Source organism: Clostridium sp. LIBA-8553 (assembly GCF_057782465.1).
Genome location: NZ_CM173489.1, coordinates 1,185,260 through 1,201,124, shown reverse-complemented (window position 1 = coordinate 1,201,124; position 15,865 = coordinate 1,185,260). Strand labels below are relative to the sequence as shown.

The window sequence follows — 15,865 nt, the reverse complement described above, 5'->3', positions numbered from 1 at the left end:
TTATAGATTTTTAGGAAATCAATTAGACATATTAAAATATTTAACTATGGTTAGTAATTTAAGATAAGATTACTATTTTAGTTAAATGATAATTTTTTAAGCTTGCTCTCTTAATCTCTTTTAAATAAAGGCTCTGTTTTAGGTAACTATTGTTTTTAGATCTACCTATCATCTAAAAATTAAAGTTAGTTTAAAATAGAGCCTAACTAAAGAACATATTAATTAAGCTAAGACTACAGTTCTAAAAATTATCATTATCCTAAAATATAGCTAATATATTTAAGTAATATTTATCTTTTAAAAACTAAGAGTATTACAATACATAATTCTTAAAATTTCTAAATTAAATAATAAAAAAATATGTTTACTAAATTAAAACCTAACTAAAAAGCTTTAAATTAAAGGGGGATTGGTTTATGCTTGTTGGCTATAGGCTACAAAGACTACGTAAGAAAAGAAAAATAACTCAGAAGGTGTTGGCAGAAAAAGCTGGTATATCCCGTTCCTATCTTGCTGATATAGAACATAACAGATATAACCCTAGCTTAGATACTATTGAGGCCCTAGCATCAGCTCTAAAACTTGATTTAAAATCATTTTTTGATGATGCTCTTCTTGAAGAAAGTTTTTATTTAAAGCCTCTAAGTGAAGAGTCATCTCATGAGGAAATTGAAGAAATGTCAGAAAATGAAATTATTGAAAAAGAAATAGAAGCTCCTTATGAAGTTAATACACTTTCAAAAAAGGAACTAAGAAATATTGGAGATGACTTAGGCAAAACTTTAGAATACCTAAATAACTTTGAGAAAGATCTTGTTTTAGATGGAGCTGTTCTAGATTTAGAAACAAGAAAACTATTAAGGGATAGTTTAGAAAACTCAATGAAAATGGCAAAAGTAATTGCCAAAAGTAAATTTGCTCCTAAGACTGAATAAAATCTAAATCCTATTTCACACCAATATCCTTTCAAATTTTAATTTTTGAAGGGAGGGAATTGAGTTAGTAGATAACACTATTGGCTCAAGCCTATTATGAATATAAAAAATTTAGTAGATAAATTAGTAAAAAAATATGATACTAGAGATCCATTCGAACTAGCAAAAGCTAAAAATATAATAATATTAGAAGAAGACTTAGGAAATATTTATGGGTACTCCAATACCTATAAAAGACAAAGGTTTATACATTTAAATACGAAGTGTCCATTTAAAATACAAAAACTTATTTGTGCTCATGAACTAGGATATCTTCTTATGCATCCAAAAGAAGAAATTCATTTAGTAGTGGATTCCACTCTAAAATCAAAGGATGACTTTGAAAGGTATGCAAAAATCTTTGTAGCTCACGTACTTATACCAGATGAGCTTTTAGAAAGGTATGCAGGAGAACCTTTGGAAGTAATGGCTAAATGTGAGAACCTATCTTTAGATTTAATTGAAATTAGAATAAACAATTAATTATATTAAATTAATTAAAATTCATCAAATTAAAGTTATCGGGACAATAGATAGTTTTATATAAAAACAAAACTATCTAGTCTCTATTCTGCTCTGATTAGCATTCTCTATTTCCAAAAAAATATCACAATTCATAGTATGTCAATGTCAGGCTCTAACCCTGTTAATTTCAGCATTTACATACTGTGAATGTGATATTATAATTTCATTCTCTTAGGCTAATCAAAAAATAAATTTACACAAATTAAAGTACTGTTTCTTATAATATTTTTAATTAATACAATATTAGATCTGTATGTATTTCTTTAGTTTAGATACGGATCTAATAATCTTAATTTTATGTAATAGGTTGAACTTATTGCGAACAAATAAGCAAATCATACACTTTACGCGCTACCTTTTGAAACTCTATTATTATTTCTTCTTGATCATTCATTGGCAAAATACTTATTATCTCATTGTCATTATCATCTTTATCAAAAGTCTTCACTATATCTACCTTTATGTTATCAGTATTTTTAAAATTAATATCTATAATAAAACTTTCTACTGACTTTCTATATACATACTTAAATTTCATAGAAACAAAATGAAAGCCTTGATTTTCAAATTTTTTTACTATTCCATTATCTCTAATACCATCACCTTTAAATATAGCGCTATTAATTCCTGCTATATCACTAGTAGAAACTTCTTCAGTATCTTGATCATCAGTATCATCTGATTTAGATTTTTTACAATCTATACCTTTAATATCAGTTAAACTCCATTTTTTATGATTATATTTAATAAGTTCATCAAAAAACTTAATTTTATTTTCACCTTTTAATTTATTTAAAGTTAAAGATTCTATACTAAACAATTCTTGTCCACTAACTTTATTTAATTCCTCTATAAAAATCTCAAATTCTTTTAAATCTGAATTATCTTTTTGTCTAATATCAATTAATAACCCATCTTCATCATCTATTTTCTCTATCTTTATATCTATTTCCCTTTTCTGAAACTTTATAAGCTCTGTTTTCCCCTTTCCTCTCTTATAATATGACATTTTCATATGAATATTCTGCTCTTTATCTTTATGCATATATTCAATTTTATATCTCATATCTTTATTTCTATATCTTTGTATATCATCATTTATATCATCTATAAATTCATCGATAGAATCATATTTACCTAAAGGCTTAATCTTAATCATAGACGACCTCTTATAATTTGAAGGTGATTCCATTAGTTCTTGCATATAATTAATATCTTTAAAACCAAAGAAAAACGGATATATTTGTTCCGATAATTCCTCTGAATTTCTTACAAATGAAAAAATTTTATTTCTACTTAATATTTTTTTAAACTGTCTAGTGTTTATTTGTCTTTCTTCTACTAACATCTTAATTTCACTATTTTTCGCAAACTTTTCAACCATTATTATTCCTCTCTTTATTTCGTATAAACAGGACTTAAATTTCTGTTATCTAACTTAATAATCTCAACTTTATCTTTATTTAGAATTTTAGATGCCCATTCATTAAAATTTTCATCAATTAATTTTATATCTTCAGTACATTGTGGGTAAAAACAAAATTTAAATTTATCTGCACTTTCTAATTGCAATTCTTTAAACATATCACATAAATAATTTAATGAATTTTCACTAATTTCATCAAATGAAAAGATAATTTTTTCTGTTTCTTCACCAATATACTCTTTTCCACCAAAAGTCTGTTTTACATCTATTTTATTTTCAGCAAATACAAAACTAGAAAATAGTTGATATAAAGTTATATGTGGTAAGGTAACTAATTCCGACCCTAAAACACTCGGATAATAAAATTTAAAATCTTTTGAATTTAAGTTTTCTATATAATTAAACATTGCATCCCATTTTTCAATTTCTTTATTTGACGCAATAAAAATATTTATTGGATTTCTTCTGGTTTTATAAACTATACTTTGTACATACTCATCAAATTTCTTTGCATCATATTTTCCATCATTAGCGTGAACTAGCAATATACCTGTATTTATACTCTCACATTTACTGTTGTATTTCTGGAGTTCTTCTGATGTTTGAACACATTCAATAGTATCTAAAAGTTGATTAAGCCATTTTTCTAAATTACTTGGATTTATAGAATCCCATGAATAATTTTTACATTCAGTTATAACAGCTATTTTCTTCATTTTATACGCATCATAATATTTATGATATAAATCTATCCCATGTGTTTTTTTTTGTTTATCTTTTCCATTCTTATGTGCAGATTTTGAACATTTTATCTCAGTATCCCTAGTTAATTCATCCCAACCAAACCTTTCATACAGCTTTTCTCCAAATCCTTCAAGTTTTTCTCCTATTTTTTTCGCATTTTCTCCCATAAACTCTCTCCTATATAATACAAATTTTTCTTATTAAGTCTAAAGTCTCTTGTGAAATTTCTTCTTTAGGTTTGTATATAACAACACTTCCACTCTTATAAATCATCATTGTAATTGTAACTCCATTATTCATAGTTATAAGTAATGACAACTGTATTAAATCTTTTGAATATTTTTTAACTATAGAAATAGCATTACTATGATTTTTTAAATCTAATGTACATTGTGCTATTATATCTCTTTCAATAGGATAATTATCAATTTTTATTTTACCTATTTTTATTAAGTCATAATTTAAATTTAACGCTATATTTTCTAAATTAATATCTATATAATCTAAATTAACCTTATGATCTAATAAAACCCCAATTTTAGAAATTATTCTTATTACACTATTTCTATTCCCCCATATATCTAAAATATTTTTTGAGATATCAATTGAAAAAGGAACTATTGAACTTTTTTTAACAACTACATTTTCTAATGAGTTAGTATCATTATTAAACAACAACTCTCTTGAATTATAATAATTAATGTAATATCCTTCTATGATTGAATCATAAACTTCATTAATCAAAAATTTTTCATCCTCATCATCATTCTCAAAAAAAATACTATTTATTAACTTTTCTAAATTAAACTTTTCTTTTGGTTCAAATTTTATAAAGTGAAGACTATTCGTAGACAAAATATCACCTCCTAAGTAATAAATTATACAATATATTCCTCAATATTTTCTTTAAAATAAATATTAAAAACTATCTTACAAAACATTCTCTCTAATCTCATTTATCTTCTTAATAAGATTAGTTCTCTCAGTAACATTATTTTCAAACAAGTCTATTATACTTCCAACACTTCTGAATGGATCTTCCATAAGAATTCTATTATCTTCTATGAATCCATTCTTTACTATATAATCTACTATAAGTTTTACAAAGTGGATTTGCTTACTATTGAAGCCTTTATTATTTAAGAATTCTGAGAAAGCTTCATTAGCTGCTTCTCTATCCATTCCCAGTATTTTTCTAACTAGCACTTTTACTGGTGTTTCTTTGTATTCTTTTTCGTAATCTGATTTACTTCCTAATTCATTAAAGAGTACATTTTCTAAGGTTTTTATGTCCTCTTCAGTTAATGGTTTATTGTTTCTAAGTTTGTATATGGCCAAGTCATTTTGGTGTTCTTTTAAATAGAATTCCACCTTTTTTCTATAACTTTTAAGATCATTTACGTTGTACATTGAGCCATTACTTTCCTCAGAAATTATCATATCATTGAAGTTTGTGTAATATATTTTTTGAGTACTTTTTTCTAGGTATTTAAGAAGTTCTCTTAATTCTTCTCTAACCTTATCCATATCAAATATATCAGCTTCTTCCCAGAATTCACTTGTCATTACTCTTTCTATAACAGATTTCTTTTCTTTTACTTCTGGAATTGTTCCAAGCTTTGAAAGTCTTTCAGCTGTTTGCATTACATTTTTTATTCCTCTTTTAGCTCCTAAATTTTGAAGTTTAGCAAGCTGTATTGTGTACATTACTAAATCAAACCTCTTAGCAAGTTCATCATCATTTATTGATTTAACTATTGGTGCTATATGCTCTTTAATATCATTTTGAGCTAATTCTCCAATACTTTGCCACACTTCTCTATTCTTATATTTATGAACATAAGGAAGGTGCATTCTAACTAAGTATCCATCCTCATTTAATGCTTCAACAGCCTCTACAAGCTCATCTACCAAATCTTTTCTGTAATTAACATACTCTTCATCATCTTGATATTTAATATCTTGAAGCTCTTTAACCAGGCCTGTCTTAATATTAAATAACTTCTCTGTAAGAGTTTCTACATTATTACCCTCAAATCCCTTTGGATTTACTCTAAAAAATTCAAAGTTATTACAGAAATCAAATATTAAAAACTCCTCTTTATCTTGTCCAACTCCAAGTAAATCTGGACAAAGTCTAGTTCCTCTTCCTATCATCTGCCAAAACTTTGTTTTACTTCTAACCTTCTTAAAGAATACAAGGTTTAAAATCTCTGGAATATCTATTCCTGTATCAAGCATATCAACAGATACAGCTATTTGAGGCATTTTATCCTTATCTGAAAAATCATCTATTATGGTATCAACATAAGGAGTTTTATGTTCAACTACCTTAGCAAAGTTTCCACCATACTCTGGATAAAGCTTATTAAATCTTTCAACAATAGCCTTTGCATGTCTTGAACTCTTAGCAAAAATTATTGTTTTACCAAGCTTTTCTCCTCCCTCAATTCTTAATCCTTCTGTCATAAGCTTATTTAAAACTAAATCAATTGTATCTGCATTAAATAACCACTCATTAACTGCTGTGCTGCTTATTTCATCACCAACATTTTCATCATCATCAAAAAGCATTTCATACTCTTCTTTTTCTTCCTGACTTAAATCATCATACTTAATTCCAGCTTCCATAACCTTTGATTTAACTTCTATAGTTCTATAATCAACTAAGTATCCATCTTCAACAGCCTTTTCATATTCATAGGCATAGGTAGGAACCCTGTTTTCAAGATCAAAAATAGTATAAGTATTCTTATCTATCTCATCTCTAGGAGTTGCAGTTAACCCTATTAAGTAAGCATCAAAATAATCAAATATTGATTTGTACTTTTTATAAATACTTCTATGAGATTCATCAACTATTATTAAATCAAAATGTCCTGGAGTAAATAATCTATCTCCATCTTTTCCTTTTGTATCATCTATGGCATTCATCATTGTTGGGTAAGTTGAGAAGATCATTCTAGATTCCTCTGGATTATCATTTCTATCTAATAAATTACATAGTGATAAGTTAGGTAAAAGCTTAGAAAAGTTATTTTTAGCCTGCTTAACCAATGCTTTTCTATCAGCTAGGAATAAAACATTCTTAACCCAGTTATGTCTTGATAAAACATCAACTATGGAGATGGCAGTTCTTGTTTTTCCTGTTCCAGTTGCACAAACTAATAAAGCTTTTCTTTGATTTTTCTCAAAGGCTTCAGCCACAGCAGTTATGGCTTCCTTTTGATAATATCTGTTAGATATATCATCACTTATTTTTATATCCTTCAAACTCTTTTTTGAAGTTCTTCTATCTATGATTAATTGAAGCTCTGATTTTTTATAGAATCCAAAGGCTCTTCTTTCTCCACAATCATCCCATATCCAATAATTAAATCCATTACTTAAGAAGATTATTGGTCTTTGGCCATATTGTTTCTCTAAACAATCTGCATAAAGTTTTGCCTGTTGTTGTCCTTTCTTCTCATCAACGCTTGTCCGCTTAGCTTCAACTACAGCTAAAGGTTTTCCATTATCTCCATAAAGAACATAGTCAGCAAATCCAACCTCTGAATTATTCGGCATTCCAGGTATTTCAACCTCTATTCCAACATCTTTTCCAAATGTCCAACCAGAAAGCTTAAGCTCAACATCTATGTATCTTCTTCTAGTTTCAGCCTCACTTATTTCATCAACTTTGAAAGTATTGTTTTCTGTATTCTCTTTTCTCTTTTCAGTTCTAAGCTTCCTAAGTTCCCCATTTTCCTTTATTAACTCTTCAAGCTTTCTATCCTTTGAACTAAGCTTTTCATAAAGATCCTGAAGTTCCTCTGGTCTGGTTCTCTTATTATCACCTTCATGAAGCTCGTTCTCATTAAAATCCTTTGCAGTATATTCATTGGCATAACAATAATCTATCCAACTAACAAACTGATGCAAGTTGTGAAGTGCTAAAACAGCCTCTCCTCTATTAACAGGTTTATTAGTGTGAACAGCCACATTACCAAGTTTTATAATATACTTTATAATATTAAACATACTTGAATCAATTAATTCTCTAAAACTCTCATTATGAATTAATGAGCTTATATTGTCTTGATATGGCATAACTAAATCCGAATCGTTAGCATAAACCCACTTAACAGCAAGCTCTAAAGCCCTTCTAGATAAAATAGCACAAGTTGCTGGGCTAACAATAATACTCTTTTCAGCCTCTAAACATTGAGAACTAAAAGACTCAAATTCCTTTTTCCCCTTTAAAAACTCAAAATTGCTACACATTAAAATTCTCCTCAAGTTATCTATATTTAAACAAAATAAATTTCAATTATAGTAAAATTATAACAACATATAGATAGTTATGGCAAACCAAAAGCTATATATTAAATTACATAGCTATAAAAAATTACTGTATTCATACCTCTATTGTATATAACTCAACTAAATTCTAATCATTATCTTCCATATTAAATGATTCTCCTATTTTTAAAATTGATGATAATTGATTCGGTATTCCTAAATTCGACTGTTTATATATACCCATTTTTTCCAAATCACTCCTTGATAACCCTAATGTTTTTCCTATTTTTAAAATTGATGATAATTGATTCGGTATTCCTAAATTCGACTGTTTATATATACCCATTTTTTCCAAATCACTCCTTGATAACCCTAATGTTTTTCCTATTTTTAAAATTGATGATAATTGATTCGGTATTCCAACACTTGTCTTAGCAAAAGCATCATATGCACGATATCCTTCTTCTCTATTAAAATTAGACCTATTTAATTCATTAATAGCAATATCTATTTTTTTTAAAATCTCTTTTAATAAGCTCGTACATTGATTATATTCTTCCATATAAAAACTTTTACTATGAGCTACTTTATTTCTATACTCCCTTACCAATGAAAGCTGTCTTTTCATATAGTCTATATCCTCTATATTTTCAAAAAATCTCTCCCATAATGATTTGGGATTACACGCTGATAGCATATCTATTATTTCATCTTTACTTTTTGATTCTAATGTTATTCTATTTATTTCTCCATTTAATAACATTTCATTAAAATCTGAATCTGCATAAGGTTCAAATAAATACATCTCCAAATCATACAAAGTCATTTCTTGTAATGCTCCTTCAATTAACTGAGATTTATTTTTCCCCTGACTAGTTTCTTTTATCTTTTTCTCTAAATCATCATTCACAGTCGCATCATACCATTCTACACCAAATGTCTTAGTAAGAATAAAGTAAACTAATGCTCGTAGTTTTCTCTCAAATTTGTTTAGTAAATTATAAGCCTTATTACAATAATGTTCAGAAACCCCATCATATGAAATTATTATATTATAATTTTTACGCATTTTACTTTTATTTATTAAATTATTAATTTCACATAAAATTTCTGCTTGCTTATCATCAATTTGATCTAATTCTATATTCATATTAAATAGTCTTAGCTCTTCATCTTCATTATAAAAAGCTCTATAATAAACCTTATGTCTTTCTTCCTTAAATTTCACTCTAAAACTTTCTTCATCAACATCCTCAAATAAGCTATTTAATATATCATAGTGTTCTTTATCCTTATCTATATAATTTTCTATATGTTTCTTTAATAAAAAAATGTAACTATTTCTCATTTCTCCTCCTAATTAAAATATATGTAATTAAGAATAGTTTTTAATTACTTCCTAATATAGTTAGTCTTTTAACCTTTCCTGATCTAGTAATATAGTAATTTGCAGCTGCCAATACTTCCTGACATTTTAATGGCATATTAGTACTTTTACTTATAGATGGTTGTACTATTACTATTTCTCCTTCAATATTGGTATTAATATTCTTAATATCTTTTGAAAACTCTTTAAATTCACCATAGATAAATTTGCAATGATTGCTTGCTCTACGAGATTTTATCTTTTCTAATAAAGTTTGTTTTGATTTTAACCATATAGTTGATTTTACAGCTTGTCCAGTAACCTCATACAAATCATTGACTGATTCATTATATTTTGCTCCCTTCATACCTTTCACATGATAAAACTTTATATTCAATGTCTTATCTCTTTCTTCTACTGTTATATAATCAGCAATTTCACCTCTTGAATGATCATATATAATGTACTTTAAATTATAATCTGATTTTAAAATCTCACATAGTGTATCTTGTATCGACTTTCCAGTTGGATGGTGCACAGGGTCATTAACTTCAATTTTGATATTAGTATTATAAGTTTTTGCCCAATCAATGGGTACAATATTAGAATTATCATATACAATAGCCGCTGAATCTCCCTCTAATATCTCATCGCCTTGGATAGTTGCATCATTTGTAGTTCGTAATAATAATGGATGCTCTTTTAAATAATCGCATATCGTAACTTCATCTGATCCCAACTTAACAAAGAAAATTTCTTTACCACTTATTATAGAGTACCGTCCCTGCAAATCACATTCTATTATTTCCTCAATACCATCTAAAGATATTGATAATTCTATTTTTTCTTTTTCAATTTTCCTTACTATAATAATTAAGTCAGTAATAAAATTCAATTTATCTTCCTTATCTTTAATATATATCAATGGATTTGAACTATAAATTTCCCCATCAAAATCTGCCATAAAAATATTCTCATTATACTCTCTCAATTTTTTTGGAACAGGCAAGTAATCAAAATTGGTACCTGTTTCAACTTTTAAAAGTGAATTTGAAATTTTTCTACCATTAAAATCACACCATTTTATATATTCTTGTAACGATAAATATGCACTACTCCATATTTTTGAACCACTACTATATCCAATTGTAATTTCACTATCATTTTGACAAGCTTTACAAAATACATGTCCCGCAGAATACAACCTTCCTGTACTCCTATCAATTAATTTACTTACATCTGATCCAGCTGATATTTTATATGATTCACCGGATTCATTATATCTATTTAACATCCCAGAATTAAATATATCAAAATTATTTAATTCTGCTAAAACTCTATTTATTTCACTTCTAGGTATTTTTTCATAATATTCAACAAAACTTTCCGCTATAGACTCATACAAAACTTCACTCTTAATCTGTGAATATATAAATAATAGTTTTGTTTCTTTCTGATAATGTACAATATATAGTAAATATTCTTTATTCTTTAAAATATCAGAATCAAGCCATTTAGGTTTTGATAAACCTTTTGCTATGGCTACAATAGTATTCTCTTCTTTATTTATATATGGTTTCATTTCAAGATTACAGTTTTCAGGAAATTTTGCATTTATATTAAAATTTTTTACTTTATATATCTTTGCATGGCATAATGGCCTTACCCCATAAAGTGAAAAATTAGTATTATCTATATTTTTATCTGTTCTTTTATACTCTGAAATATATTTTTTATTCTCAACTTCTTTCTTTATTGTACTCTCACTTAAATCAATAATTATATCTTGCCATATAGCATCTGAAACATATAACTGCTTATTTTCAAGCAATAAATCTTCGTCATTCATAGCAATAAACTTAGCTGTTCCAACTTTTTCTGCATTAGTTCTTGCAAATCTTCCTATAAATTGTAATGTGTTTGATAAAGACTTATGTGCGACATGTATTGCTGCTATTTTTAAATTCGGAAAATCAAATCCTTCTCCTAGCATATCTACACAAATTATTCCGTCTAACTCTCTATTTTTTAATTTATCTATATATTTTTTAGCAGTTGAATTAGACATTGAACTATCAATTCTCTTTAAATTTAATGAAGTTTCTAAAGAATATATTTCTTCTAGCATTTTTGCTTTAGCTTTTGTATCAGTTCTTACCATAAGACTATGTTCATATCCTTGTTCACGATCAGTCAAAAATATCTCTTCTGCTTTACGTGCAATTAATATATCCTTATTTTCCTCATCCTCTTCTATAGGAATATATGATATTTCACCGAAAATTTCATCTCGATAAGCCAACGCCAATGAATATTTGTATATTATTTCTCCTTTAATTTCTTTATTATCCATTCTAAATGGTGTTGCAGTAAATAGTATCTTTTTAGCTCTAATAAATCCACCTAAGATTTTAGACCATGTTGAAGCTGCAGAATGATGTGCTTCATCAACTAAAACTAAATCAAATTCATCCTCAAAAGTATTTAATAATGAATTCGCTCCTTGTGGAGTTGCAATAATAACATTTGCTTCACTACACTTGATTTTATACTCATCAGTATATAAATTGCGTAGTTCATAAACATTAGGTTTCTTAATATCATTTTGAAACACATTAGCCTTGGTTAAAGTTCTCAATTCAGAAAAATCTTCTGCTATTTGCTCTCTCACCATTCTACTTGGTGTAATAACAAGCACCTTTCTACATTGTAGAACATATGGTGACATCATTAAAACAGCAGTTTTTCCTGATCCAGTAGGCATAATCACAATTGCTACGTTATCATTTTCAATTGTGAAATATGATGCAATTGCATGAATTGCTCCAATTTGAGCATTTCTTAATCCTTTGTCACAATCATTACCTATTGGATATCTAATATTATTATAATGTTTCTTAAAATACATTTCTAATTACCCCTTTATTATACTTAAACAACCAACTTCTCAATTTAATCTTTATTATAAAGCAACTTTTTTATTTAAATTATTACAATTAATTTTTTTTAATTAATCCATATATATATTTTACATAAATTTTATATAATTCCAAAGTATACATTTTTATTACCAAAAAATAGATATAGTTAAAAACTATATCTATTTGAATATATTATTCTAAATTTTTATAAGCATTTCAAAAATTAAGTTTCTTTTATAAAATTCTATTGACTCAATAATACTTTAGCTAAGAATTATTTTCTTTTATGAAATTATATAGTTTCTCACATATTTCTATTGCTTCTTCACTCATATCATCTAAAGTTTTTATATTTTCTATTGAATATTTGCAAAACTTAACTTTATCTGAAACAGTACTTCCTTTTTTAAAAGTTTTCTTCCTCTCATAATCAAATTTTTCATCATTAACTTTTTCAATATCAATCTGTTCATCTATTTTATTATCTATAAATTCGCCTATATTTTTATTTTTATATTCATTCTCACTAAAATCAACTTTATTAAATAATTCAGCATCTTTATTCTCTTTTCCATATTTAAACATAGTAACAACATTTTTTATTACATTAGGCTTTAATATATTTTCTATTTCCTTTGCTTTCAAACAATAAAATTTTTCTTTAAAATAATCGCTTAATTTATTAAGCCTTTCTCTTTTAACACCCTCTTTATAATCATTATATCCATCACTATCGGCTAGTAAAAACATACTTGTACAAATTCTACTGTGTTTCATAGAAGATAAATCTCCATCAGTATCATCAAGAAAATCCCAATGTGTTATATTACCTCCTGAATATTCTAAAAATGAATAATGTAAATCTTCTAAATATATTTTTTCAATTTCTTCATTTTTAAACTTTTCATTTTGATATATTTCTAAATATTTTCTAATATATAATCTATCAGTAATTCCCTCAACCCAAATAGTACAATTTGACAAAAATATAGATGAGTTATTTACTCCTAATATTTCTAATAATGATACATCATCATTTTTTACATTTTCTATTGAAAAAGTAGCTTGCTTTTCTTCATCACCTTCAACAGACATATTTTTCATAAATTTATAAACTGATATATCATCTATATCTAAACTTAAATCTAATAAATGATTTGAATGAGAAGTCACAAAATATTGATATGTATCAAATTCATCACTCAAAAATACTTCTAATAATTTTCTTTGAAGACCAGGATGTAAATATAATTCTGGTTCCTCAATAAAAAATAACATATTCTTTCCTTTATTAGCATATAAATTAAATGTTAAAATTATAATTGATTGGATTCCATCTCCAAGTTCATATATTGGATACTCTTTTTCATCTCCTATTTTCACATAAAGAACATCAGATTTTATTTTAGGTATTAACGATATATTTTTTCCATCAAAAAAATTATCTCCAAGAAATAATTCAAACTCTCTTAAGTGAACTCTATCTTTATAATCTCCACAAAGTAGTTTTAGAACATCATCATATAAATGTTGTCCAGTAAAAATTTTTGTTTCAGAATTTTCTTCAAAATAATCATTTATAGTTCTTTCTTTAAATAAATCTCTTTCTGACCCTAAACTTCTTAATCCTCTCAATATAGGAATATAAATCTTATCTAATTCTCTTTTTTTAAAAAACTTATCTAATTTTTTTTGCTTGAATTCATTATTATATCTTTCACCAATTTCTCTTAAGTTTTTAATTATCTCCTTTTTTTCATAAATTACTACACCTACTGAGCTACTAGTATAGCTATATTCTTTATTTTCATCAAATGATAAAAGAGTATTAATCTTTTCATTAAACTCTTCTAACACATTAGATTCTTTGTTTAAGCATTTCAATTCTGTAAACAAATTACTTTTGCTTGAAATTGATTCTATTCCTGTAATTCCCCCATTAAAACAAGCTTTAATTTCATTATTTAAGTTTTTAATTAAATCATTATATTCAATTATCTTTTCATGATTTATGTTATATGTTAAATCACTATCTGAAAAAACTTCTCTTAAAAATCTACTTTTACCTGAATTATTTCCACCAACAAATATGTTTAATTTTGATATATTATTTAATATATCGCTATTATTACTAATATAATTATTTAAACTTTCTTTTATTTTTATTGATTCTATATATCCCATAATTCCTCCTATTAAATTGTATATCTAATATTAAATAAATTTCCTTTTAACCATTAATAAATAATTCTTAACTTTTCCTAACTAAAACAAAAAATTTAATAATTTTATTAATTAAATAATTCTCCTCTAAAGGCCTTCTGCATTAATGAATTAAAGTTATCATCTAATTCTTTTAAACTTTTCTCCATTTCAAATTTCAATTTATCAATATACTTAATAAATCTCTCAAACTCATTTTGAAGTTCTACTGGTGGAAAAATCAACTGATATGTTTTTACTAAATTTGTATTCAAATTAGGTTGACTTCCTCCTTGTCCTAACGCTCTTAATTCATCATATAAAAGTCTTAATTGATACCATACAAAATCCATATTTTCATTATTGTTAGGTAAAATAGCTGCACATGCTTGATTAGTAGTAGCTTCTATTCCAAGCTTCCCTGTCATTCCTCTTGTTTTACCTTGACCATACATAGCTATCAATATAGTATCTTTAGGTAATAAATTAACCGAACTATTATTAAATCCATCTTCAGTTATATATTCTTCTGTTTCATTTATAACGTATTCCTTCAATTCAGTTGTTTTTACCCAAGGAATTGTTCCACCCTCCCAATATGAATTTTCTTTTCTACTAGGTGTTGCTCCTGTTTTAATTTCAAATATTTCTCCAATAGCTACCTTATCCCATTTTTTAAGATTAGTAACTGGGTCACCAAACATCTCTATAAATTTCGATTTAACTAATAAATCTAATTCTTCTATTTGTTTTTTTCTTTTATTCATTAATTCTTGTGATTTATTTAAAACATAAACTATTTTTTTTTGTATCTCTAAATTCGGAATTGGCAATGGTAAAGTTTTTAATTGTGTTTTATTAAATTTCAACATAGACGTTCCAGATGATATTGATTTTAAAGCATTTTGACCATATGGTGATTTAAAATAATAATATATATAATCAACTAATTCATCATTAGTAAACTTAAGCATTATAGTATTGGATGCTAATGTCATAGGTTTATTTAAATATGGAACTTTAAATATTTTACCAATTGATCCTATATTGCTTAAAATCAATTCTCCCCCAAATAAATTAGAATTTGATAAAAATTTATACCCTTTTTCATCTGTATAAGTTAAATTTTTAGTAAATCCATTTGAAAAGTCTGCTGTTTTCACCATAATTGCATAATTCTCTGTATCATAGTAATTAACATTCTTCTTTATAGTAGCAAAACTACCACTTGCAACAAAATCAGTTACTTTCATACAATAATCACCTAACCTAATCCATCTCCAACCATTAGGTAATTTGAAATCAATTTCCTTTTTAGTTAATTCCTTTTGAGGCTTTTCTTTTTTTAAAATTCCTTCTTCTATAGCTCTATTCTTTATACTATTAATTTCTCTAATTAAACTATCAACGCATTTCTCCATTGCAG

At 26.3% G+C, this 15,865-nt stretch carries 10 protein-coding genes; 2 read left to right on the top strand and 8 right to left on the bottom strand.

The genetic code is table 11. From position 1 onward, the window contains the following. The first annotated feature begins 416 nt into the window (after positions 1 to 416). Both AC2JAQ_RS05220 and AC2JAQ_RS05215 read left to right on the top strand, forming a co-directional pair. On the top strand, positions 417 to 935 hold the full coding sequence (locus tag AC2JAQ_RS05220) for a helix-turn-helix domain-containing protein (protein WP_488458245.1): 519 nt from the start codon (positions 417 to 419) through the stop codon (positions 933 to 935). A gap of 96 nt (positions 936 to 1,031) precedes the next feature. Beyond that, complete coding sequence (locus AC2JAQ_RS05215; protein ID WP_488458244.1) at positions 1,032 to 1,457, top strand: ImmA/IrrE family metallo-endopeptidase; 426 nt, start codon at positions 1,032 to 1,034, stop codon at positions 1,455 to 1,457. Between the two features lie 355 nt (positions 1,458 to 1,812). On the opposite strand, the gene AC2JAQ_RS05210 is transcribed toward AC2JAQ_RS05215, so the two are convergent. The 8 genes from AC2JAQ_RS05210 to AC2JAQ_RS05175 all read right to left on the bottom strand — a co-directional run bounded on the left by AC2JAQ_RS05210 (position 1,813) and on the right by AC2JAQ_RS05175 (position 15,860). After that, a complete protein-coding gene (locus tag AC2JAQ_RS05210) occupies positions 1,813 to 2,883 on the bottom strand; it encodes a hypothetical protein (RefSeq protein WP_488458243.1) in 1,071 nt (356 codons plus the stop codon). 14 nt (positions 2,884 to 2,897) lie between these two features. Next, positions 2,898 to 3,836, bottom strand: coding sequence for a PD-(D/E)XK nuclease domain-containing protein (locus tag AC2JAQ_RS05205; RefSeq protein WP_488458242.1), 939 nt, complete (start codon positions 3,834 to 3,836; stop codon positions 2,898 to 2,900). Between the two features lie 10 nt (positions 3,837 to 3,846). Then, positions 3,847 to 4,524: a hypothetical protein gene (locus tag AC2JAQ_RS05200; RefSeq protein WP_488458241.1), complete on the bottom strand. Its 678-nt coding sequence runs from the start codon at positions 4,522 to 4,524 to the stop codon at positions 3,847 to 3,849. Positions 4,525 to 4,599: 75 nt separating this feature from the next. Further along, entirely contained in the window at positions 4,600 to 7,932 is a 3,333-nt protein-coding gene (locus tag AC2JAQ_RS05195) for a DEAD/DEAH box helicase family protein (protein WP_488458240.1), read from the bottom strand. A 166-nt stretch (positions 7,933 to 8,098) separates the two neighbouring features. Beyond that, positions 8,099 to 9,298, bottom strand: coding sequence for a hypothetical protein (locus tag AC2JAQ_RS05190; protein WP_488458239.1), 1,200 nt, complete (start codon positions 9,296 to 9,298; stop codon positions 8,099 to 8,101). Positions 9,299 to 9,338: 40 nt separating this feature from the next. Further along, positions 9,339 to 12,224 (bottom strand): DEAD/DEAH box helicase, encoded by a 2,886-nt coding sequence (locus tag AC2JAQ_RS05185; protein ID WP_488458238.1) that lies wholly within the window; start codon positions 12,222 to 12,224, stop codon positions 9,339 to 9,341. A 280-nt stretch (positions 12,225 to 12,504) separates the two neighbouring features. Beyond that, positions 12,505 to 14,421: an AAA family ATPase gene (locus AC2JAQ_RS05180; RefSeq protein WP_488458237.1), complete on the bottom strand. Its 1,917-nt coding sequence runs from the start codon at positions 14,419 to 14,421 to the stop codon at positions 12,505 to 12,507. Between the two features lie 107 nt (positions 14,422 to 14,528). Then, a complete protein-coding gene (locus AC2JAQ_RS05175) occupies positions 14,529 to 15,860 on the bottom strand; it encodes a restriction endonuclease subunit S (RefSeq protein WP_488458236.1) in 1,332 nt (443 codons plus the stop codon). Positions 15,861 to 15,865: the final 5 nt, after the last annotated feature.

Bases quoted from the DNA above. Each gene is read 5' to 3' on its own strand.
- AC2JAQ_RS05180 (WP_488458237.1), bottom strand. From the start codon at position 14,421: ATGGGATATATAGAATCAATAAAAATAAAAGAAAGTTTAAATAATTAT.
- AC2JAQ_RS05190 (WP_488458239.1), bottom strand. From the start codon at position 9,298: ATGAGAAATAGTTACATTTTTTTATTAAAGAAACATATAGAAAATTAT.
- AC2JAQ_RS05205 (WP_488458242.1), bottom strand. From the start codon at position 3,836: ATGGGAGAAAATGCGAAAAAAATAGGAGAAAAACTTGAAGGATTTGGA.
- AC2JAQ_RS05210 (WP_488458243.1), bottom strand. From the start codon at position 2,883: ATGGTTGAAAAGTTTGCGAAAAATAGTGAAATTAAGATGTTAGTAGAA.
- AC2JAQ_RS05195 (WP_488458240.1), bottom strand. From the start codon at position 7,932: ATGTGTAGCAATTTTGAGTTTTTAAAGGGGAAAAAGGAATTTGAGTCT.
- AC2JAQ_RS05220 (WP_488458245.1), top strand. From the start codon at position 417: ATGCTTGTTGGCTATAGGCTACAAAGACTACGTAAGAAAAGAAAAATA.
- AC2JAQ_RS05215 (WP_488458244.1), top strand. From the start codon at position 1,032: ATGAATATAAAAAATTTAGTAGATAAATTAGTAAAAAAATATGATACT.
- AC2JAQ_RS05185 (WP_488458238.1), bottom strand. From the start codon at position 12,224: ATGTATTTTAAGAAACATTATAATAATATTAGATATCCAATAGGTAAT.
- AC2JAQ_RS05175 (WP_488458236.1), bottom strand. From the start codon at position 15,860: ATGGAGAAATGCGTTGATAGTTTAATTAGAGAAATTAATAGTATAAAG.